The sequence below is a fragment of the Actinoplanes subglobosus genome (genome assembly GCF_042650585.1).
Classification (GTDB): Bacteria; Actinomycetota; Actinomycetes; order Mycobacteriales; family Micromonosporaceae; genus Actinoplanes; species Actinoplanes subglobosus.
Genome location: NZ_JBHSBL010000017.1, coordinates 259,780 through 280,757, shown reverse-complemented (window position 1 = coordinate 280,757; position 20,978 = coordinate 259,780). Strand labels below are relative to the sequence as shown.

At 69.6% G+C, this 20,978-nt stretch carries 15 protein-coding genes and 1 pseudogene; 6 read left to right on the top strand and 10 right to left on the bottom strand.

The annotated features are described in order from the left end of the window. Positions 1 to 549 precede the first annotated feature (549 nt). Positions 550 to 1,614 (bottom strand): aspartate-semialdehyde dehydrogenase, encoded by a 1,065-nt coding sequence (locus ACFO0C_RS19210; RefSeq protein ID WP_378068023.1) that lies wholly within the window; start codon positions 1,612 to 1,614, stop codon positions 550 to 552. Between the two features lie 8 nt (positions 1,615 to 1,622). Next, a complete protein-coding gene (locus ACFO0C_RS19205; RefSeq protein WP_378068022.1) occupies positions 1,623 to 2,888 on the bottom strand; it encodes an aspartate kinase in 1,266 nt (421 codons plus the stop codon). A gap of 187 nt (positions 2,889 to 3,075) precedes the next feature. Here ACFO0C_RS19205 and ACFO0C_RS19200 point away from each other — a divergent pair, with 187 nt between their 5' ends. The 6 genes from ACFO0C_RS19200 to ACFO0C_RS19175 all read left to right on the top strand — a co-directional run bounded on the left by ACFO0C_RS19200 (position 3,076) and on the right by ACFO0C_RS19175 (position 9,768). Then, entirely contained in the window at positions 3,076 to 3,846 is a 771-nt protein-coding gene (locus tag ACFO0C_RS19200) for a hypothetical protein (RefSeq protein WP_378068021.1), read from the top strand. Positions 3,847 to 4,030: 184 nt separating this feature from the next. Next, complete coding sequence (gene leuA / locus ACFO0C_RS19195) at positions 4,031 to 5,752, top strand: 2-isopropylmalate synthase (protein ID WP_378068020.1); 1,722 nt, start codon at positions 4,031 to 4,033, stop codon at positions 5,750 to 5,752. A gap of 70 nt (positions 5,753 to 5,822) precedes the next feature. Then, positions 5,823 to 6,425, top strand: a complete 603-nt coding sequence (locus ACFO0C_RS19190) for an HNH endonuclease family protein (protein ID WP_378068508.1) — start codon at positions 5,823 to 5,825, stop codon at positions 6,423 to 6,425. Further along, positions 6,425 to 6,673 (top strand): hypothetical protein, encoded by a 249-nt coding sequence (locus ACFO0C_RS19185; RefSeq protein ID WP_378068019.1) that lies wholly within the window; start codon positions 6,425 to 6,427, stop codon positions 6,671 to 6,673. Before ACFO0C_RS19190 ends, ACFO0C_RS19185 begins: the two co-directional genes overlap by 1 nt. 28 nt (positions 6,674 to 6,701) lie before the next feature. Then, the gene (locus ACFO0C_RS19180) at positions 6,702 to 8,228 is read left to right on the top strand and encodes a beta-N-acetylhexosaminidase (protein WP_378068018.1); all 1,527 of its coding nucleotides are present in this window, start codon (positions 6,702 to 6,704) and stop codon (positions 8,226 to 8,228) included. A 163-nt stretch (positions 8,229 to 8,391) separates the two neighbouring features. Next, a complete protein-coding gene (locus ACFO0C_RS19175) occupies positions 8,392 to 9,768 on the top strand; it encodes a calcium-binding protein (RefSeq protein WP_378068017.1) in 1,377 nt (458 codons plus the stop codon). A 55-nt stretch (positions 9,769 to 9,823) separates the two neighbouring features. Here ACFO0C_RS19175 and ACFO0C_RS19170 read toward each other — a convergent pair whose 3' ends face one another. The 8 genes and pseudogenes from ACFO0C_RS19170 to ACFO0C_RS19135 form a co-directional block, all read right to left on the bottom strand. Next, the gene (locus tag ACFO0C_RS19170) at positions 9,824 to 10,936 is read right to left on the bottom strand and encodes an ABC transporter ATP-binding protein (protein ID WP_378068016.1); all 1,113 of its coding nucleotides are present in this window, start codon (positions 10,934 to 10,936) and stop codon (positions 9,824 to 9,826) included. Further along, entirely contained in the window at positions 10,933 to 11,925 is a 993-nt protein-coding gene (locus ACFO0C_RS19165; protein WP_378068015.1) for an ABC transporter ATP-binding protein, read from the bottom strand. Before ACFO0C_RS19165 ends, ACFO0C_RS19170 begins: the two co-directional genes overlap by 4 nt. Positions 11,926 to 11,933: 8 nt before the next feature. Beyond that, complete coding sequence (locus ACFO0C_RS19160) at positions 11,934 to 12,887, bottom strand: ABC transporter permease (RefSeq protein ID WP_378068014.1); 954 nt, start codon at positions 12,885 to 12,887, stop codon at positions 11,934 to 11,936. Beyond that, complete coding sequence (locus ACFO0C_RS19155) at positions 12,884 to 13,888, bottom strand: ABC transporter permease (protein ID WP_378068013.1); 1,005 nt, start codon at positions 13,886 to 13,888, stop codon at positions 12,884 to 12,886. The genes ACFO0C_RS19160 and ACFO0C_RS19155 overlap by 4 nt, the downstream gene beginning before the upstream one ends. Positions 13,889 to 13,988: 100 nt before the next feature. Continuing rightward, the gene (locus tag ACFO0C_RS19150) at positions 13,989 to 15,650 is read right to left on the bottom strand and encodes an ABC transporter substrate-binding protein (protein WP_378068012.1); all 1,662 of its coding nucleotides are present in this window, start codon (positions 15,648 to 15,650) and stop codon (positions 13,989 to 13,991) included. A gap of 157 nt (positions 15,651 to 15,807) precedes the next feature. Then, positions 15,808 to 16,401 carry a recombination mediator RecR gene (gene recR / locus ACFO0C_RS19145; RefSeq protein ID WP_378068011.1) on the bottom strand — a complete coding sequence of 198 codons (594 nt, stop codon included), beginning with the start codon at positions 16,399 to 16,401 and terminating at the stop codon, positions 15,808 to 15,810. A 4-nt stretch (positions 16,402 to 16,405) separates the two neighbouring features. Next, positions 16,406 to 16,705, bottom strand: a complete 300-nt coding sequence (locus ACFO0C_RS19140) for a YbaB/EbfC family nucleoid-associated protein (RefSeq protein ID WP_378068507.1) — start codon at positions 16,703 to 16,705, stop codon at positions 16,406 to 16,408. Positions 16,706 to 19,394: 2,689 nt separating this feature from the next. After that, positions 19,395 to 20,963 (bottom strand): annotated as a pseudogene (locus tag ACFO0C_RS19135) (DNA polymerase III subunit gamma and tau); the annotation flags it as partial. Positions 20,964 to 20,978: the final 15 nt, after the last annotated feature.

Genomic DNA, 20,978 nt, shown 5'->3' with positions numbered 1-20,978 from the left:
ATGGTGCCCGGTGACGATCACGGCTGCCATGGGCGTCCGACATGGTGCCCGGTGACGATCACTGCCGCCATGGGCGTCCGACAACGATCATGGCTGCCGCGGTGGCCGGCGACGATCATGGTTGCCGCAGTGGCCGGCGACGGCCAGCCAGCCTTCACACCGGGCCCACTCACACGTAGCCGAGCGCGCACCCATGCCCATCACTCATGGAACCGGACGTCGACCCCGAAAAGGTATCCATCGGCGATGATCGAGGGGTGCCCGACCGAAGTTGACCGATTAGCCACCGAGAGCGGTGGTCAATCGGTCAAGATCTGGCTTGGTGACCACCGGATTCAGCCCGGCGGTCGCGCTTCGGTCCGGGCCCGGTGGAGACGTCGCGTTGTAGTGCGGGACGGCGTGGTCCGGCGGGGCGGTCTGGCCGTACAAGATAGGCGTCGCGATGCGAAAGGCACCGCCCACCGGACCGTGAACGACAACCGGAAGGCGCGGCGCCCGAAGCAAAAGTGACGACCACCGGACCGTGAACGACGACCGGACGGCGCCGGGCTATGGGTTGCGCCTGGTCAATTCGGTGGCGATCAGCTCGGCGATCTGGACCGTGTTGAGGGCCGCGCCCTTGCGCATGTTGTCGCCGGTGATGAAGAGCGAGAGGGCCCGCGGGTCGTCCATGGCCCGGCGGATCCGGCCGACCCAGGACGGGTCGGTGCCGACGGCGTCGATCGGCATCGGGAACTCGCCTGCTTCGGGGTCGTCGACGAGGATGACGCCGGGGGCGTTGCGGAGGACCTGGCGGGCGCCGGCCGCTGTCACCTCGGAGGCGAAGACCGCGTGCACGGCGACCGAGTGGCCGGTGACGACCGGGACGCGGACGCAGGTGGCGGAGACCTTGAGAGCCTGCAGGCCGAGGATCTTGCGGGACTCGTTGCGGAGTTTCAGCTCCTCGGAGGACCAGCCGTTGTCCGCGGGATCGCCGGACCAGGGCACCACGTTGAGCGCGAGCGGTGCCGGGAACGGGCCGAGATCGTCGCCGATCGCCTGGCGCACGTTGCCGGGGCGGGAACCGAGCAGACGGTCGCCGGCAACCTTGGTGAGCTGGTCGTGCAGTGTGTCGACGCCGATCTGGCCGGCGCCGGACGCGGACTGGTAGGAGGCCAGGACGAGTTCGCGGAGGCCGTACTCGTAGTGCAGCGGCGCCACCGTGATGATCATGGCAGCGACGGTGCAGTTGGCGCTCGACACGATGCCGATCGGGCGGTGCTCGGCGTCCTCGCGGTTGACCTCGGGCACCACGAGAGGCACCTGGGGGTGCATGCGGAAGGCCGATGAGTTGTCGACGACGACGGCACCGTGGGCGACGGCGATCGGTGCCCACTGCTCGGACACCGTGTCGGGCACGTCGAACATCGCCACGTCGACGCCGTCGAAGGACTCGGCGGTCATCTCGCGCACCTCGAGGCGCTCTCCGCGGCAGGTCAGCGACTTGCCGGCGGAGCGCGCCGAGGCGAGCAGGCGGATCTCGCCCCAGACGTTGCGCCGGGACGAGAGCAACTCGAGCATGACGGACCCGACGGAGCCGGTGGCTCCGACGACGGCGAGCGTGGGCTGCGCCATCGCCTGGATTACCGGCCTGTGCCGCCGTAGACGACGGCTTCCTCGCTGCCGCCGAGCTCGAACTGGTCGTGCACGGCGCGGACCGCGGTGTCGAGGTCGGTGTCGCGGCAGACGACCGAGACCCGGATCTCCGAGGTGGAGATCATCTCGATGTTGACGCCGGCCTCGCCGATGCAGGCGAAGAACGACGCGGCGACACCGGGGTGCGAGCGCATGCCCGCGCCGACCAGCGACACCTTGCCGATGTGGTCGTCGAAGAGCAGGCCCTTGAACTTGACCTGGTCCTTGATCTTGTCGAGCGCGTTCATCGCGGTCGTGCCGTCGGCCTTGGGGAGGGTGAACGAGATGTCGGTCCGGCCGGTGCCCTCGGTCGACACGTTCTGCACGATCATGTCGATGTTGATCTCCGCCTTGGCGACCGTCTCGAAGATGCGGCCGGCCGCGCCGGGCTCGTCGGGCACGCCGACAATCGTGATCTTGGCATCGCTGCGCTCGTGCGCGACCCCGGTGATCAGTGCGTTCTCCACGTCAGGGTCCTCCATCGAGCCGGTGACTAGCGTGCCTTCTTTGTTCGAGTACGAAGAGCGTACGTGGATCGGCACGTTGAAACGCCGCGCATACTCCACGCATCGCAACATCAGCACCTTCGCCCCGCCGGCCGCGAGGTCGAGCATCTCCTCATACGTGATCTTCTTGATGTGCTTGGCGTCCGGCACGATCCGCGGGTCCGCGGTGAAGACGCCGTCCACGTCGGTGTAGATCTCGCAGACGTCCGCGTGCAGGGCCGCGGCCAGGGCGACGGCCGTGGTGTCCGAGCCGCCGCGGCCGAGGGTGGTGATGTCCTTGGTGTCCTGCGACACGCCCTGGAAGCCGGCGACGATGGCGATGGCGCCCTCGTCCAGCGCGGTCCGCAGGCGGCCGGGGGTGACGTCGATGATCCGGGCCTTGCCGTGCACCGAGGTGGTGAGCACGCCGGCCTGTGAGCCCGTGTACGACCGCGCCTCATACCCCAGGTTGTGGATCGCCATGGCGAGCAGCGCCATCGAGATCCGCTCGCCCGAGGTGAGCAGCATGTCGAGCTCGCGGCCGGGTGGCAGCGGGCTGACCTGATTGGCCAGGTCCATCAGCTCGTCGGTGGTGTCGCCCATGGCGGAGACGACGACGACCACGTCGTCGCCGGCCTTGCGTGCGGCCACGATGCGCTCGGCCACCCGCTTGATGCGCTCAGCGTTCGCTACCGACGAACCACCGTACTTCTGCACCACTAGAGCCACGGCGAAACCATTCCTTCGGCGATACGGAACAACGACGCCGGTCAGGGCAGTCGCCACCACACTAGCCGCGCGACGGCGCGCCCTCGACACGCGATCCCAGAATCCGGGTGGCGTCACGCGCGACACGCCGGTGACTCACAGGCGGCCGTGTCGCGGACGGCACGCCGAGTGGGGTGAGAATGTCGCGATGCGCCTTCCCTCCGCGTTGACCGTCGCGCTGCTGACTGCCGGCCTGTCCGGCTGCGGCGTCAGCGACGCCACGCCGGAGCCCACTCCCGGCACGCCGTCCGCCTCCGCGTCCGACCCGGCCCTGGTGCCGGAGGCCCGCAGCGAGTTCGCGGGCCTGGCCGCGCTGGCCCTGGACCGTAGGTATGCGGCGCTCTACACCCTGGAGTCCGGCGGTTCGAGCCGGGAGATCGTGGCCGCGGTCGCCGACGACGGGACGTGGCGGGTGGACATCCCGGGCGGTGCGCTCGGCGGCACGGCGGGGGTCACCGTGATCCGGGTACCGGCCGGCCTCTATCAGTGCACGCTCAACACCGCGACCGCCCCGGTCAGTCCGACATGCGTCCGCGTCGCCGAGCGCGGCGACAAGGTCCCCCGGCGGTACGATCCCCGCGTCCAGCGCCTGTTCCGCCAATGGCTGCCGGTCTTCACCGACCGCAAGGCCCCGCTGGCGGTCTCCCCGGTGCGGCAGCTGGCCGGTGTGGAGGGTTCCTGTTACGCGGTCGACTCGGTGACCGCCACCCTGGACCAGCCGGTCGACGTCGGCATCTACTGCTACTCCGCCGACGGCCTGCTGACCGGCGCCCGGGTCGACTTCGGGCTGCTCAAGCTGGTCCGTCAGGTGGCCGGGCCGAAGTCGGTGCAGCTGCCGGGGCCCGAGGTGGCCGGTGAGCCGATGGGGATGACGGCGCCCGTTCCCGCCCCGCAGCCGAGCCTGGTCGCCCCGTCCTGAGGCTTCCCACGATCCGGGCGTTCGGTTCGCCGATCCGATTTCGATGACGTAACGTGGCTGGCGACATGTGGCAGGTGACTCTTCTCCTTCGCTGCCGCGACGAGGCCCCATCCCAGGCCGGCACCTCGTCGCGGAGGTGACGCGCGCCGCCTGCTCGTCTTTCTCTTGACTGGAGCAGTCCCACATGTCCGTTTTTGATACTCAGCGTCCGAGCGCCATGCCGTTCCAGCGCTACGAGTCGTTCCAGAAACAGTTCGCGGTAAATCTGCCCGACCGCCAGTGGCCCTCCCGCGTGACCGAGACGGCCCCCCGCTGGTGTGCCGTCGACCTGCGTGACGGCAACCAGGCCCTGATCGACCCGATGTCGCCCGAGCGCAAGCGGCGGATGTTCATGCTGCTGGTGAAGATGGGCTACAAGGAGATCGAGGTCGGCTTCCCGGCGGCCAGCCAGACCGACTTCGACTTCGTCCGGCAGCTGATCGAGCAGGATCTGATCCCCGACGACGTCACCATCCAGGTGCTGGTGCAGTGCCGGGAGCACCTGATCGACCGCACCTTCGAGTCGATCCGCGGTGCCAAGCGCGCCATCGTGCACTTCTACAACTCGACGTCGACGCTGCAGCGGCGTGTGGTGTTCGGCCTGGACAAGGACGGCATCACCGACATCGCGACGACCGGCGCGCGGCTCTGCCAGAAGTATGCGGAGATCCACACCCCGGACACCGAGATCTTCTACGAGTACTCGCCGGAGTCCTACACGGGCACCGAGCTGGATTATGCGCTGGAGATCTGCTCGGCCGTGATCGACGTGATCGACCCGACGCCGGACCGGCCGCTGATCATCAACCTGCCGGCGACGGTCGAGATGGCCACCCCGAACGTTTATGCCGACTCGATCGAGTGGATGCACCGCAATCTGCCGCGGCGCGAGAGCGTCATCCTGAGCCTGCACCCGCACAACGACCGGGGCACCGCGGTCGCGGCCGCCGAGCTGGGCCTGCTGGCCGGCGCCGACCGGATCGAGGGCTGCCTGTTCGGCAACGGCGAGCGGACCGGCAACGTCGACCTGGTGACGCTGGGGCTGAACCTGTTCTCCCAGGGCATCGACCCGCAGGTGGACTTCTCGAACATCGACGAGATCAAGCGCACCGTGGAGTACTGCAACCAGCTGCCGGTGCACGAGCGCCACCCGTACGCGGGCGATCTGGTCTACACCGCGTTCTCCGGCTCGCACCAGGACGCGATCAAGAAGGGTTTCGTGGCGCTGCAGGCCGACGCCGACGCCGCGGGCACCGAGATCGACTCCTTCACCTGGGGCGTGCCGTACCTGCCGATCGACCCGAAGGACGTGGGCCGGACCTACGAGGCGGTCATCCGGGTCAATTCGCAGTCCGGTAAGGGCGGCGTGGCGTACATCATGAAGGAGGAGCACAAGCTGGATCTGCCGCGGCGGCTGCAGATCGAGTTCTCCGGCGTGGTGCAGCAGCACACCGACGAGGACGGCGGCGAGGTCTCCCCGCAGCAGATGTGGGACTACTTCGCCAACGAGTACCTGGTCGAGCACCAGGTGGCGACCGCGTTCAAGCTGGAGACGTACAGCACGGCCACGGTCGACGGCAAGGTGGAGATCGACGCGCAGGTGTTCCACCGCGGCGTGCGGCGGCCGCTGATCGGCGTCGGTAACGGCCCGATCGACGCGTTCGTGCAGGCCATCGCCCCGCTGGGGATCACCGCCCGGGTGCTGGACTACAACGAGCACGCCCTCACCTCCGGTGGCGACGCGCAGGCGGCGGCCTATGTGGAGGTCGAGGTCGGTGACGTCACCGTGTGGGGTGTCGGCATCGACGCCAACATCGTCAGCGCGTCCATCAAAGCGGTGACGAGCGCGATCAACCGCGCCCGCTGATTGGCGCACTGCAAGATCCGGTACGAGACTGAGCTACGTGGCCCCACGTAGCTCAGTTCTCGCGCTCCTCATGACCCTCGTCGTCGCCTCCGGCTGTGAGGTGACCTCCGCCGGTGACCCCGGTGGTCCCGTCAACCCGCCGAGCGCGGGTGGCGGCGATCAGACCACCCTCGACGCCCTGACCGTGGCCGAGTCCGGTTCGATGAAGGGCTACAGCCGGGAGAAGTTCCCGCACTGGCGGACCGCCGGCTCGAACTGCGACGTCCGTGACACCGTGCTCAAACGCGACGGTGAGCAGGTCAAGTTCTCCGGCTGTAACGTCGTCGCCGGCAGCTGGGACAGCTGGTACGACGGCAAGAAGATCGACTCGCCCACCCAGGTCGACATCGACCACATGGTTCCGCTGGCGGCCGCCTGGCGTTCCGGCGCCGACGAGTGGGACAACGACAAGCGCGGCGACTTCGCCAACGACCTGGACCGGCCCCAGCTGTTCGCCGTCTCGGCGTCCTCGAACCGGTCGAAGGGCGACCAGGACCCGTCGACCTGGAAGCCGCCGGCGAAGGACGCCTGGTGCACCTATGCCAAGGACTGGATTGAGGTGAAGAGCTTCTGGAAACTGACGGTCACGGAGAAGGAGAAGGACGCTCTCACCGAGATGCTGGGGACCTGCTGATGAGCAAGACCACCGACATCGTGCCGGGGCCGGGTGGCGTGATGACCGACGAGGTCGGCGTCGTGACCGGTGACCTCACGTTGCGCACCGAGCTCTCCGAGGCCGGGGAGGCGGTGCTGTCCGTGCAGTACAAGGACGCCGAGGAGTGGTATGCGGTGACCGGCGGCCGGGCGAAACTGACCGACCCCGCCGACCTGGACGCCGTGCACGCGATCGCCGTCGGCCTGCTCCACCGACCGGAGGGCTGACTGGCCGACTGTGGATATGGTCGGGCGGGTGCGTCTCTCCCGTCTGGTCATGACCTTGGTCCTGGCACTGCCGCTGGTCGCCACGACGGCGTCGGCCGCGTCGACGAGCCGCATGCCGATCACGCTGACCAGCGTCCTCCCGGCCGTGGCCGAGGCCGTCCCGTCCCCGGGCGACGACTTCCGGATCACCGGGCGCACCACGGTCAGCGCGCCGGACAGTGTCGCCGGGCAACTCGCCGACGCCCTCCGCCCGGCGACCGGTTTCGACCTTCCGCTGGTCCCGGCCGGGGGCGACATCGACCTTGCCCTGGAACCGGGTCACGGTGACGAGGGCTACCGTCTGACGGTTCGCAAGAGCGGTGTCGACCTGCGGGCGACCGCGCCGGCCGGCCTCTTCAACGGGGTGCAGACGCTGCGGCAGCTGTTGCCCGCGGCGGCTGAGGCGGGCGCACCGATCATTCCCGGCGGGACCATCGACGACCGGCCGCGATACGCCTACCGCGGCACGATGCTCGATCTGGCCCGGCACTTCCACACCCCGGACGAGATCCGGAGGTACATCGATCAGATCAGCCGCTTCAAAATCAACTACCTGCACCTGCATCTCGGCGACGACCAGGGCTGGCGCATCGAGATCGACGCGTGGCCGAGACTGACCACCGTCGGCGGCGGGCCCGGCACCGGGGTGGGCGGTGACGGTGGCGGCTTCCTGACCAAGGACGACTACCGAGGGCTGGTCCGTTACGCGGCCGAGCGGTTCGTCACGATCGTTCCCGAGATCGACATGCCCGGCCACGTGAACGCGGCCCAGGTCGCCTATCCCGAGCTGACCTGCGACGGCGTGGCACCGCGGGCACGGACGGACATGCGGGTCGGTTACAGCACCCTCTGCGTCCGTGCGGAGATCACCTACCGGTTCCTCGACGACGTCCTCCGGGAACTGGCCGAGATGACCCCCGGCCCGTACCTGCACATCGGCGGCGACGAGACGTTCGCCACGCCGCACGGCAGTTACCTCGCGTTCCAGCGCCGGCTGCTCCCGCTGGTCCGGAAACACGGCAAGATCCCCTACGGCTGGCACGAGATCGGCCAGTCCCCCGCGGCCGGTGACGCGCGACTCCAGTTCTGGGGCCGGGAACGCAACAACCCGTCGGTGACCAGCGCCGTCGCCGCCGGAGCAAAAGTGATCATGTCGCCGTCGGAACACACCTACCTCGACATGAAGTACGACAATTTCACGCCCGGCGGCCTGGACTGGGCCGGAGCGATCGAGGTCAGCACCGCCTACGGCTGGGATCCGGCGACGCAACTCGGCGGCATCCCCGAGTCGAGCGTCATCGGCGTCGAGGCACCACTGTGGTCGGAGACGCTGCGCTCCCTCGCCGACATCGAATTCCTCGCCTTCCCGCGTCTGGTCGCGATCGCCGAGATCGGCTGGTCACCCCGCGCCACCCACGACTGGGACTCGTTCCGCGCACGCTTGGGGGCCTACGGCCCGCGATGGGTCCGCGATGGCGTACGTTTCCACCGATCTCCCGAGATCCGCTGGTCATAACCCTTGTCCGGTACGCCGTGCGCCGCCGGCGGAAGCCACACCTCCCGGGCCTACGACGCGACGCCGCGACGGCGCACGACCGCGACGCGGCCGCCGGGCTGAATCCGAGGGTCACCGCCATTAAGATCTGCGGTCACCGCTTCCACATACGGGGGAATCCACTGTGGCTCGTACCTCTCGAATAATCGTCGCGGGCACCGCCGCTCTGACCGCGACCTTCGCGTTCGGCGTCCCCGCCCAGGCCGCCTCCACCGGCGTCGCCTCGGTCAACGCTCGCGGCGAACTGCTCTTCACCGCCGGTGGCGGCAAGACCAACCGGGTCACGCTCACCGGATCCGGTGGCCGGATCACGCTCGACGACCGTGTCGCGGTGCGGGCCGGTGCCGGCTGCGCCGCGGTCGGCGGCGACCGGACCCGGGTCGTCTGCACCGGCGTGACCTACCTGCGAAGCATCGACCTCGGCGACCGTGACGACGTGTTCGTCAACCGCACCAGCCTGTACGGCAACGTCTACGGAGGCTCCGGCGCCGACACCCTCACCGGCGGGTCCGGCAGCGAGTCCCTGTACGGCAACTCCGGCCGGGACCGGATCAACGGCGGAGGCGGCGCCGACGAGCTGTGGGGCGGCAGTGGTGCCGACGTGCTCCACGGCAACGGCGGCCGGGACAGCCTGCACGACGGCAGCGGCGCCGACCGGGTGTACGGCGACTCCGGCAACGACAGCTTCTTCGACGGCCCCGGTAAGGACGTCTTCCACGGCGGTACCGGTGACGACGGGTTCCTGGCGGGTGCTTCGACGGCCGCCGACCGCTACCACGGTGGTTCCGGCACCGATCTCGTCGCCTACTACGAACGTACCGAGGGGGTCACCCTCGACGCCGACGGGAAGTCCGACGACGGCCGTAAGGGCGAGAAGGACAACATCGGCACCGACGTCGAGAACCTCACCGGCGGCAAGGGCAACGACCGGATCTACGGCACCAACGGAGCCAACCTGCTGGAAGGCGGCCCGGGCGATGACCGGATCTACGGGCGAGGCGGCCGGGACGTTCTGATCGGCGACGTCGGCCGGGACCACCTGGACGGCGGCGCCGGCAACGACCTCCTGTACGGCGACCCGGCCCTCAACTCCGAGTCCCCCGTCGTCTACGCCGACGTCATCGTCGGTGGCAGCGGTATCGACACCGTCGACTACGGCAGCTATGACCAGGCGGTCGTCGTGGATCTGGACGGCGCGAAGGGCGACGACGGCGCTCGCGGCGAGAAGGACACCGTCGGCAGCGACGTGGAGAACATCATGGGTGGGTACGGCGACGACGTCCTCACCGGCAACGCCGCGAACAACGTGCTCAACGGCGGATGGGCGGGCGCCGACGTGCTGCGCGGCCGGGGCGGCGACGACACGCTGCGCAGCGACCGCGAGCGGCTCGGCGTCTCCGACAGTGCGGCCGACACCCTCGACGGCGGTTCGCACGTCAAGGGCGACACCTGCGGGTTCGACACCGAGGACACCGCGATCAACTGCGAGTCGACCCTCTGAAAGAAAAGGGCCGGTTCGTCGTACGTACGACGAACCGGCCCTTTTTTGCTCTAGATCAGATTCCCGGCCCGCCGGGGGTCTCCAGCGCCGTCTCCAGGGCGCCGTGCGCGTCCTTGGCTCCCGCACCGTCCGCGACGACCTCGGCCTTCACCGCGTGCGGCCGGATCTCGCCGGACTCGATCTGCTCCGCCCAGTGGCAGGCCACGCGGTGCGTGCCGGTGCCGATGATCCGCAGGCCGGGCCGCTCGTCGCGGCACTTGGTCGGCTGCGCCCACGGGCACCGGGTGTGGAACCGGCAGCCGGCCGGCGGGTTCGCCGGTGACGGCAGGTCGCCGGCGAGCAGGATGCGCTCACGCCGGTCCTCGACCTCGGGGTCGGGCACCGGAACGGCCGACATCAACGCCCGCGTGTACGGGTGCAGCGGCTGGCGGTACAGGTCGTCGCTGGGGGCCTCCTCGACGAGCGCGCCCAGGTACATGACGCCGACCGTGTCGGAGATGTGCCGGACCACCGCGAGGTCGTGGGCGATCACCAGGTAGGTGAGACCCAGCTCCTCCTGCAGCTCCTCCAGCAGGTTGATGACCTGCGCCTGGATCGAGACGTCGAGGGCCGAGACCGGCTCGTCGGCGACGATCAGGTCGGGGTTGAGCACCACGGCCCGGGCGATGCCGATGCGCTGCCGCTGACCGCCGGAGAACTCGTGCGGATAGCGGGACAGCGCCCACTGCGGCAGGCCGACCGCGTCCAGCGACTTCGCGATGATCTTCCGCCGCTCGGTCCGGTTGCCGCCCAGCCCGTGCGCGTGCAGGCCCTCGGTGAGGATCGACTCGACGTTCTGCCGGGGGTCCAGGCTGGACATCGGGTCCTGGAAGATCATCTGCATACGCCGGCGCATCGACCGCAGCTGCTTGGCCGGCAGTGTGGTCAGCTCGGTGCCGTCGAAGTTCACCGTGCCCCCGGTCGGCGGCGTCAGCTGGAGCAACGCACGGCCCAGCGTCGACTTGCCGCATCCGGACTCGCCGACCAGGCCGTACGTCCGGCCCTTCTCGATCCTCAGGTCGACACCGTCGACCGCCTTGACGTGCCCGACCACCCGGTCCAGCAGCACGCCCCGCCGGATCGGGAAATGCACCTTGAGGTCGTCGACCTCGACAAGGAACTCGGTCACGACGACACCTCCACGGTCCGCGACTCGGGGTTGACACAGCGGTACGCGTGCCGGTGCATGCCCTCGACCAGTGCCGGAGGCTGCCCGACACAGGCGTCGACACGGCGGTCGCACCGCGGGGCGAAGGCGCACCCGTCCGGCCACGGCAGGACGTCACGCACCGACCCGCGGATCGCGTGCAGCCGCTCGCCCTTGCCGGAGTCGAGGCGGGGAACCGAACCGAGCAGGCCCGTGGTGTACGGGTGCCGGGGCTCGGCGAACAGCGGCTTGCGCCGGGCCGATTCGACGACCCGGCCGGCGTAGAGCACGTTGACCGTGTCGCACATGCCGGCCACCACACCGAGGTCGTGCGTGATCATGACGAGCGCGGTGCCGGAGTCACGGACCAGGCCCCGCAGCAGCTCCAGGATCTGCGCCTGGATGGTCACGTCGAGCGCGGTGGTCGGCTCGTCGGCGATCAGCAGCTTCGGCGCGCAGGCGACCGCCATCGCGATCAGCGCCCGCTGCCGCATGCCGCCGGAGAGCTGGTGCGGATACTCCTTGAGGCGCCGCGTCGGGTCCGGGATGCCGACCCGGTTCAGCAGGTCGGTGGCCTCCGCCGTGGCCTTGGCACCGGTCAGTCCGCGGTGCCGGGTGAGGACCTCGGTCACCTGGACACCGATCGGCACGACCGGGTTCAGCGAGGACAGCGGGTCCTGGAAGATCATCGCGATGTCCCGGCCCCGGATGTCCCGCATCGTCCGCTCGTCGGTCTTGAGCAGATCGGTGTCACCGAACATCGCGGTGCCGCCGATCTTCACACCGCGCTGCTTCGGCAGCAGGCCCATCAGGGCCAGCGACGTGACACTCTTGCCGCAGCCCGACTCGCCGACCAGGCCGACGACCTCGCCGGCCTCGACCGAGAACGACACACCGTCGACCGCCCGGACGGTGCGCTGACCGCGCCGCTCGAAGGTGACGGACAGATCCTTGACGTCCAACAGTGGCATCGCGGGCCTCACTTCCGCAGTTTCGGGTCGAGGGCCTCGCGCATCGCCTCACCGAGCAGGGTGAAGCCGAGCGCGGTGATGATGATGCCCACCGCCGGGTAGATGGCCAGACCGGGCCGCGCGTCCAGGTACGGCTGCGCGTCGGCGAGCATCAGGCCCCACTCCGGGGTCGAGGAGTCCGGGTTGCCCAGACCGAGGAACGACAGGGCGGCCGCCTCGATGATCGCCGTGGCCAGCGTCAGCGTCGCCTGCACGATGACCGGGGCCAGCGAGTTCGGCACGATGTGGGTGAGCGCGATCCGACGCTTCTTCACACCCAGGGAGGTGGCCGCGAGCACGTAGTCGCCACCGGACTGCGCGACCATGGCGCCACGCAGGAGCCGCGCGAAGATCGGCACCGAAACCACACCGACCGCGATCATCACGGTGGTCAGACTCGCACCGAGAAGAGCCGCGATACTCACCGCCAGAAGCAGGCTGGGCAGCGCGAGCAGCATGTCGACGATGCGCATCAGCACCGAGTCGACAGCCCGGCCGACCCGGCCACCGAGACCGGCGGCGGCACCGGCGACACCGCCGACGAGCGCACCGACGGTGAGGCCGATCAGCGTGGAGATGATGCCGACCAGCAGCGTCTGACGCGCGCCGACGAGCAGCCGGCTGAACTCGTCACGGCCCTGGTGGTCGTAACCGAGCAGGTGTTCGGCCGACGGACCCGGGATGGAGCCGGGCCGGATCACGCCCTCACGGATGCCCATGGTGTCGGTCGGCGAGTACGGCGCCAGCCACGGCCCGATGATCGCGATCAGGACGAAGAGCACCAGAATGGCGATACCGACGAGAGCGCTCGGGTTCCGGCGCACCCGCCGGAAGGCCTCGGTCCACAGGCTGACGCCGTGCTCGTCCTGCTTGACCGCGGACAGCTCGCTGAGCTGGTCGATCTTTTCAGTCTTGGTGCTCATCGGACCCTCACCCTCGGGTCGATCAGGCTGTACGACACGTCGACCAGCAGATTCACCAAGACGTAGAAGACGGCAATGATCATGATGAAGCCCATCAGAACCGGATAGTCACGGTTACTGATGGCCTCGTAGAGGAACGCACCGATGCCGCTGAACGCGAACACCGTCTCGGTCAGCACCGCACCGGAGAGCAGACCACCGGTGAGCAGGCCGATCACCGTGACGATCGGCAGCATCGCGTTGCGCAGGATGTGCCGGCCGCGGACCGTACGCTCGGTCAGGCCCTTCGACTGCGCGGTCCGCACGTAGTCCTCGCTCAGCACCTCGAGCACGCTCGCCCGGGTGATCCGGACGATGATCGCCAGCGGGATGCTGGCCAGCGCGATGCCGGGCAGGATCAGGTGCCAGAGGGCATCCAGGGCGGCGTCCCACTCGCGGGTCATCAACCCGTCGAGGACGAAGAAATTGGTGATGCGCGTGGCGCCGAGGGTCGGGTCCTGCCGTCCACTCGACGGGAACAGCTGCAGGTTCTCCGAGAAGATCGCCTTCAGCACGTACGCCAGGAAGAACACCGGCACACAGATGCCGATCAGCGAACCACCCACCGCGGCGCTGTCCAGGAAGCTGCCGCGACGACGGGCGGCGAGATAGCCCAGCGGGATGCCGACACCGATCGCGATGATCATCGCGGTGATGGTGAGCTCGACGGTCCCCGGGAAACGCTCCAGGAACTCAGTCATGACCTCGCGCTTGGTCGAGATCGAGGTACCCAGGTCGAGCCGGATCATGCGCTGCATGAAGCGCCCGTACTGGATCAGCAGAGGCTCGTCCAAGCCCAGGTTCCGCCGGATCTGCGCACGCAGTTCCGGGGTTCCGCGTTCACCGAGGATCGCGGTCTCGGGGCCGCCGGGCAGGCGGCGCAACCAGATGAACAGAAGAATCGACAGGCCGAACAGCGTCGGAATCAGCTGTAGCAGGCGTCGCACGATGAACCGAATCAAGGCCGCCTCGTAAGGTGGGAGGTCGACAGCGGGCGAGCGTCAGGGTATGACGCCCGCCCGCCGGTAGAGCAATAGGAGATGCCGGGTAACGGCTACTTACTTACGAGAAGGTGGCCCCGACGAACCGCTCGTCGGTCAGCGGGCTCGGCGTGATGCCGGTGAGGCCCTTGCCGAAGACGATGGCCGGCGGCGAGTGCGAGATCGGCACACCCGGAGCGAACTCCGCGATCGCGGCGTTCAGCGCCTTGTACTTCTCCACCCGGGCGGCCTGGTCGGCCGTGGTGTCGGCGTCCTTGAACTGGGCGAAGAGAGCCGGGTTGTTGAAGCCCCACTCGTCCTTCTGCCGGTCGAACATGGTGCCGATGAAGTTGTACGCGTCGCCGTAGTCACCGGTCCAGCCGAGGAAGTGCAGGTCGTGCGCGCTGCCCGAGGTGACGGCGTTGAGGTAGTCGGGGCTCCACTTCAGCGGAATCGCCTCGACCTCGATGCCGACCGCCTTCAGGTCCGCCGAGACCAGCTCGAACAGGTCCTTCGGGTTCGGCATGTACGGCCGGGTGACCTCGGTCGGGTAGTGGAACTTCAGCTTCAGGTTGCTCGCGCCGGCCGCGGCCAGCAGCTTCTTGGCTTCCTCGACGTTGTAGTCGTACTTCTTGACGTCGGCGTTCCAGCCCTCGACCGTGTCCGGAAGGAACTGGCTGGCGACCTTGGCGCCCGGGGGCAGCTTCGAGTCGACCAGGGCCTGCCGGTTGATCGCGTAGGAGATCGCCTGGCGCACCTCGGGCTTGGCCAGCGCCGGGTTGCCCTTCTGGTTGATCGCCAGGTAGAGGATGTTGAACGCCGGACGGGTCAGGACGTTGAAGCCCTCCGTCTTCAGCGGCTCGACGTCCGCCGGGCCCACCAGGTCGTAGCCCTGGATGTCACCGGAACGCAGCGCCTGCTTACGGGCATTCTCGTCCGAGATGGTCTTGAAGATGACCGTCTTCAGCTTCGCCTTGTCGCCCCAGTAGGCGTCGTTGCGCTCGATCGTCAGCGACTTGTTCGGCAGGTCCCAGGTCTTGAACTTGAACGGGCCCGTGCCGGTCGGGTGCTCCAGCGCGTACGACGGGTACTTGATGTCGTCGGCGGTGCCGGCCACGGTCGACGCCTCGTACTGCTTGAGGGCGGCCGGGCTGTGGATCGAGAACGACGGCAGCATCAGCGCCGACGGGATCTTGCTGGAGACGCGGGTGAAGGTCAGGTCGACCGTCGTCGCGTCCTTCGCCGCACAGGACTTGAACAGGCTCGGCGGGAGCTCCGCGCTCTCGTTCTTCGCGAAGCCGCCCATGACGTCCTGCCAGTACGGCGTGACGTCGGGGCTCTGCATCAGACCGGCCGAGTTGTACCAGCGGTCGAAGTTGACACAGACGGCCTCGGCGTTGAAGTCGGTGCCGTCGTGGAACTTCACGCCGGACCGGAGCTTGAACGTCCAGGTCGTGCCGGCCGCATCCGGAGTCCAGCTCTCGGCCAGACCGGGCGACGGCTTGGTGCCGCCCTCCTCCGGGCGCACCAGGGTCTCGAAGATCTGCCGGGCGACACGCAGCGACTCACCGTCGCTGGCGAAGCTCGGGTCGAGAACCTTCGGGTCGCCGGCAACACCGAAGACCAGCGAGTCCTTGACGGCGGCGTTGCCACCCTCGTCACGCTCACTCTCGGCGCAGCCGGAAGCTGCCAGAACGGCGACTGCGGCAACCGCGATCGCGGCCCTCCGCCTCGATGGACGCATCGTGCTTCACCTCTGCCTTGTGGGGGTGGTCAACGCGGTGGAGTGTGCCACCGATGCGACGGACATTAACGGCCCGGTAAGTTTCCGGGGACCCGTTGGTATCCAATCGTGTTGTTACAAGGCTGCTTCGTAACGCAACCACCCCAACACAGAGCGCTCAGACGGCGCGCCGCCCCTCGAATGCGCGACCCAGCGTGATCTCGTCCGCATACTCCAAGTCACCGCCGACCGGCAGGCCACTCGCCAGACGTGTCACCGCGAGGCCCATCGGCTTGATGAGCAACGCCAGATAGGTCGCCGTGGCCTCACCCTCCGTATTCGGGTCGGTGGCCAGGATCAGCTCCTTGACCTCGCCCGTCCCCACCCGGAACAGCAGCTCACGGATCTTCAGATTGTCCGGCCCGATGCCCTCCAGCGGGTTGATCGCCCCGCCGAGCACGTGATATCGCCCCCGGAACTCACCGGTGCGCTCGATCGCCACGACATCCTTCGGCTCCTCCACCACACACAACACCTCGTTGCTGCGGCGCGGATCCCGGCAGACGCGGCACTGCTCCGACTCGGCCACGTTGAAGCAGGTCGTACAGAAACGCACCAGGTCCTTGACCTTGCGCAACGCGGTGGCCAGCCGGTTGACGTCGGCCGGATCCGCGGAGAGGACATGAAAAGCGATGCGCTGCGCCGACTTCGGGCCCACGCCCGGCAGCCGGCCCAGCTCATCGATCAGGTCCTGGATGGCACCTTCATACACGGGATCAGAACCCCGGCAGGGAGAAGCCGCCGGTCGCCGGACCCATCTTCGTCTCGGCCAGCTCACGCTGCGCCTCGGCCGCACTGTGGATCGCGGCGAGAACCAGATCCTCCAGCGTCTCCACGTCGTCGGAATCGACCACCTTCGGGTCGATCTTCACCGACTTGAACTCACCCAGACCGGTGATCACCACGGTCACCAGCCCGTTGCCGGCACTCGCGGTCAACTCGGCCTCGGCCAGCTCGGCCTGCGCCTGGGCGACCTGCGCCTGCATCTTCTGCGCCTGCTTCATGAGCTGCTGCATGTTCGGCTGTGCACCGGGCCGCATGGCACCGCTCCTCATCTAATCGGTTCGCTGTCCACCGTCGATACGGGGCGGCGGTCGAAGTTACCGCCGCCAGCGTAGCCGCCGCCCCCACCATGCCCACGGAGACGCCACAACAACCGCACGCCCGTCGCGCGGACCTCCACCGTGACACCCGGCCCCGCACAGCCACCGCGGGCCGGCCCACCACCAGGTGGTGACCCGTGGTGCGAATCGGACCGCAACTCACCACACAGCACCCACCCACCACCGACGTGGCCCCTGACGGCTCACTGCCGACCGCACTCACCACCGCAGCACCCACCGACGTGGCCACTCACGGCTCACCGCAGAGCGCACTCACCACCGCAGCACCCACCGACGTGGCCACTCACGGCTCACCGCAGAGCGCACTCACCACCGCAGCACCCACCCACGTGGCCACTCACGGCTCGGTTCGGACCGCCCACACCACGCTGGAAGCGGGGGTGCGGGCGGCTCAGAGTTCGGCGATCTTCTCGGCGCCGAACGCCTCCCGGAGCAGCTGGATGGCCTGCTCCTCGCTGCTCTGGCGCGCGGTCTTCTCGTCGATCACCTCGTCGAGTGGTTCGTCTCCCGGGTCGAAACCCTCATAGGCGGTCGCAGGACCGTCATATTCCGGGTCGAATGGCGCTTCCTCAGCCGTCGGGGCGTCGGACCAGTTCCGCGAGCCACCACCCCCGGCCGCGGCAGCCGGACGGCCCGGCGCCGCACGACCCGCCGGAGCAGCGGCGGCACCGCTGCGGGCGTTGGCCACCGCGGCCCGCGCCGCCGCCGCGCCACCGGCGCCCTCGACTCCGGTACGCGCGGCCGCCCGGGCAGCCTCCATGGCCGCCGATCGGGCCGGAGCCGCGGGAGCCGTGTTCCGTGGCGGCGCCGCCGGCGCGGCCGCACCCCGGGGAGCAGCCGAAACCGCCGCCCCACCGAACGCCGATCCGCCACCGACCCCACCGGAACCCGGCACCGGCGATCCGGGGCCACCCGCCACGGACCCGGGAGCAGACGCCCCAGGCACCGAACCGGAACCCGCCGCCCCTGGAACAGACGCCAGCGAACCGGCCCCGGAGGCCCCTACCTCGCTGCCACCCGCGCCCACCGCCCCGGCACCGGGCCGAGCCGGCTCCGGCCACCCGGACGCCGACGCACCGCCAGAAGCGTCTCCACTCGTCGCGCCACTCGTGGCCGCCGCACCAGGCCGCGCAGGCTCAGGCCACCCGCCCTCAGCACCACCGGCCGCACCAGGCTGTGCAGCCGCAGGCCACCCGCCCTCAGCACCGCCGGTTGCCGGACCCGCATCGCCAGGCTGTGCGGCCTCAGGCCAGCCGGCGTCGGCACCGGCAGCCGTCATACCTGCACCGCCAGGCCGCGCCGGTTCGGGCCAGCCGTTATCGGTGCCGCCGATCGCTGCTCCCGCACCGCCAGGCTTCACCGGCTCGGGCCAACCACCATCAGCGCCGCTGGACGACACTCCCGCCCCACCAGGCCGTGCCGGCTCGGGCCAACCGCCGTCGGCGGCTGTTCCCGGTTCGGCCGAGCGGATCGGTCCAGACCGACCGCTGCCAGCCGCTGTTTCCGGTTCGGCCGAGCGGATCGGTCCAGACCGACCGCTGCCAGCCGCTGTTTCCGGTTCGGCCGAGCGGATCGGTCCAGACCGACCGCTGCCAGCCGCTGTCTCTGGTTCGGCCGAGCGCATCGGCGCGGGCCGACCGGCATCGCCGTGCCGATCGGACGACGGTGTGCCGGCCGAGGGTCCCATCGGCCGTGGCTGGTTGAGATCGGTGGTGTCCGAAGAAGGGGCGTGAGGGCGCGCGGCCGCAGGCCAATCCTCGTCGGCGTCGGCCGCCGGGGCCCGCTGTGGCCGGGAAGGGCGTGACTCGGTACGGCCTGTGTTGCGTTCCGGCGCCGAGGCGGAAGCGCCCGACTGGGCGGCCGGTCGTCCGGGACCGCTGGGTCGACGTCCAGCCGACTGGTCGCGACCGTCTCCGGGCCTCGATGATCCACGGGCCGGAGTGGCCTCGCCGACCTCGCAACGGATCCGCCAGTCCCCACCGGGGGCTTTCCGGAATTCCGTGGCGATCGCCTCGCGCCAGTTCAGGAAGCGGTCCACGAGCGCCTGCGTCGGCGCGGCGAACACGACCGTGTCGCCTTCGACGTCGCGGATGCCGATGCCGTACTCCTGCATGGCCCGGACCTTGGGCTGCTGCTGGCCGAGCGTGTGCCAAGCGGCACGGACCCGCTCGGAGCGCTCGTCCCGGTGATCATCGATGGCGGGATGTGGGGGCTCGGCTTGGGCGGCGGGACGGTTTTCCGCCGACGGCCGGGCCGGTGCGGACGGAGCCTCGCCGACCGGTTCGTCGTCCCAGGGCGGTTCTTCGTCGTAGTAGCCGGTGTCGACCGGCTCGGGGTGGCCGCCGTCGGCAACCTGGTTCCAATCGGGCTCGCCGGCCGCGTCGCCAACCCGCGCCGGGGACGCGGAACCCGGCCCTCCTGCGGATGGCCCGGCAGGCACCGACGACGGCGAGCCGGGAGAAGACGACGGCGAGGCGGCAGAAGGCGACGGCGAGCCGGCAGAAAGAACTGGCGAAGGCACAACGCCGGAGACGGCCGACGAATCCCGACCAGCGGAAGTCGTGGCCGAGGAGCCCGGCCCGGCGAGAGCCCCCACGGGGCCGGCCGCACCAGCTGGGGAAGCCGCAGCAGGGGAAGCAGCAGTCGGGCTCGGAGCAGCAGTCGGGCTCGGAGCAGCAGTCGGGCTCGGAGCAGCAGTCGGGCTCGGAGCAGCGGTCGGGCTCGGAGCAGCCGGCGAAACAGGGCGGGCGGCGCCGCCCGGACGGCTGGAGGCACTACGCGCCGCAGCGGCGGCAGCAGCCATGGCGGCCGCCTTTCCACCGGGGCCGGCACCGCCGCCGACACCGCCAGCGGCACCGCCGCCGACACCGCCAGCGGCACTGCCGCCCCCGCCACCAGCAGGGGCACCGGCGCCACCATCACCGTTATCAGCGGAGACGTTGTCGGCACGGGGCCCCTCGACGGCGGCGTCCGCGACGGGGCGCCCGCCTCGTACCCCTCCCTGCTCCAGCCTCTCCAGCCGCTGGAGCAGGGCGGACGCCGAAGCGTCCGCACCCGGCAGCAGCATGCGGGCCGTGACCAGCTCGAGCAGCAGGCGCGGCGCGGTCGTGCCGCGCATCTCGACGAGGCCGTTGTGCAGGATGTCCGCGCAGCGGGACAGAGTCGCGGCACCGAGCCGCCCGGCCTGCCCGGCCATCATGTCCAGCTGGTCGGCGGGACCGTCGATCAGGCCCTTGGCGACCGCGTCCGGCACCTGCTGCAGAACGATCAGGTCACGGAACCGCTCGAGCAGGTCGGAGGCGAAACGGCGGGGCTCGTGGCCGGCCTCGGCGACCCGGTCGATGGTGGCGTAGGCGGCGGCGCCGTCACCGGTGGCGATGGCGTCGCACATCTCGTCGATCAGGGCGACGTCGGTGACGCCGAGCAGGCCGACCGCACGCGCGTAGGTGACGCCGTCGGGGCCGGAGCCGGCGATCAGCTGGTCGAGGATCGACAGCGAATCCCGGGCGCTGCCGCCGCCGGCCCGCACGATGAGCGGGAACACCGACGGCTCGACGGCGACGCCCTCGGCGTCGGTGAGCTGCTGCAGGTAGGGCCGGAGCACGGCCGGCGGGATGAGCCGGAACGGGTAGTGGTGGGTCCGGGACCGGATCGTGCCGAGCACCTTGTCGGGCTCGGTCGTGGCGAAGATGAACTTCACATAGTCCGGAGGCTCCTCGACGAGTTTGAGCAGCGCATTGAAGCCGGCCGACGAGACCATGTGCGCCTCGTCGATCACATAGATCTTGAAGCGGCTGCTGGCGGGGGCGAAGAACGCCTTCTCCCGGAGCTCGCGGGCGTCGTCGACACCACCGTGGCTGGCCGCGTCGATCTCGATGACGTCGATCGAGCCGGCGCCGTCGTTGGCCAGCGACTTGCAGGACGCGCACACCCCGCACGGCTCCGGTGTGGGGCCCTGCTCGCAGTTGAGCGACCGGGCCAGGATGCGGGCGCTGGAGGTCTTGCCGCAGCCCCGTGGGCCGGAGAAGAGATAGGCGTGGTTGAGACGCCCGCTGCGCAACGCCTGCGACAGCGGCTCGGTGACGTGCTCCTGGCCGATGACCTCGGCGAAGGTGCGCGGCCGATACTTCCGATAGAGGGCGAGTGCCACTCCTGCCACCTCCTG

What these genes read in the sequence shown, in the direction of transcription:
- ACFO0C_RS19185 (WP_378068019.1), top strand. Translation starts at nt 6,425, where the DNA reads ATGAGCAAGACCACCGACATCGTGCCGGGGCCGGGTGGCGTGATGACC.
- ACFO0C_RS19200 (WP_378068021.1), top strand. Translation starts at nt 3,076, where the DNA reads ATGCGCCTTCCCTCCGCGTTGACCGTCGCGCTGCTGACTGCCGGCCTG.
- ACFO0C_RS19160 (WP_378068014.1), bottom strand. Translation starts at nt 12,887, where the DNA reads ATGAGCACCAAGACTGAAAAGATCGACCAGCTCAGCGAGCTGTCCGCG.
- ACFO0C_RS19165 (WP_378068015.1), bottom strand. Translation starts at nt 11,925, where the DNA reads ATGCCACTGTTGGACGTCAAGGATCTGTCCGTCACCTTCGAGCGGCGC.
- leuA (WP_378068020.1), top strand. Translation starts at nt 4,031, where the DNA reads ATGTCCGTTTTTGATACTCAGCGTCCGAGCGCCATGCCGTTCCAGCGC.
- ACFO0C_RS19190 (WP_378068508.1), top strand. Translation starts at nt 5,823, where the DNA reads ATGACCCTCGTCGTCGCCTCCGGCTGTGAGGTGACCTCCGCCGGTGAC.
- ACFO0C_RS19210 (WP_378068023.1), bottom strand. Translation starts at nt 1,614, where the DNA reads ATGGCGCAGCCCACGCTCGCCGTCGTCGGAGCCACCGGCTCCGTCGGG.
- ACFO0C_RS19150 (WP_378068012.1), bottom strand. Translation starts at nt 15,650, where the DNA reads ATGCGTCCATCGAGGCGGAGGGCCGCGATCGCGGTTGCCGCAGTCGCC.
- ACFO0C_RS19140 (WP_378068507.1), bottom strand. Translation starts at nt 16,705, where the DNA reads ATGCAGCAGCTCATGAAGCAGGCGCAGAAGATGCAGGCGCAGGTCGCC.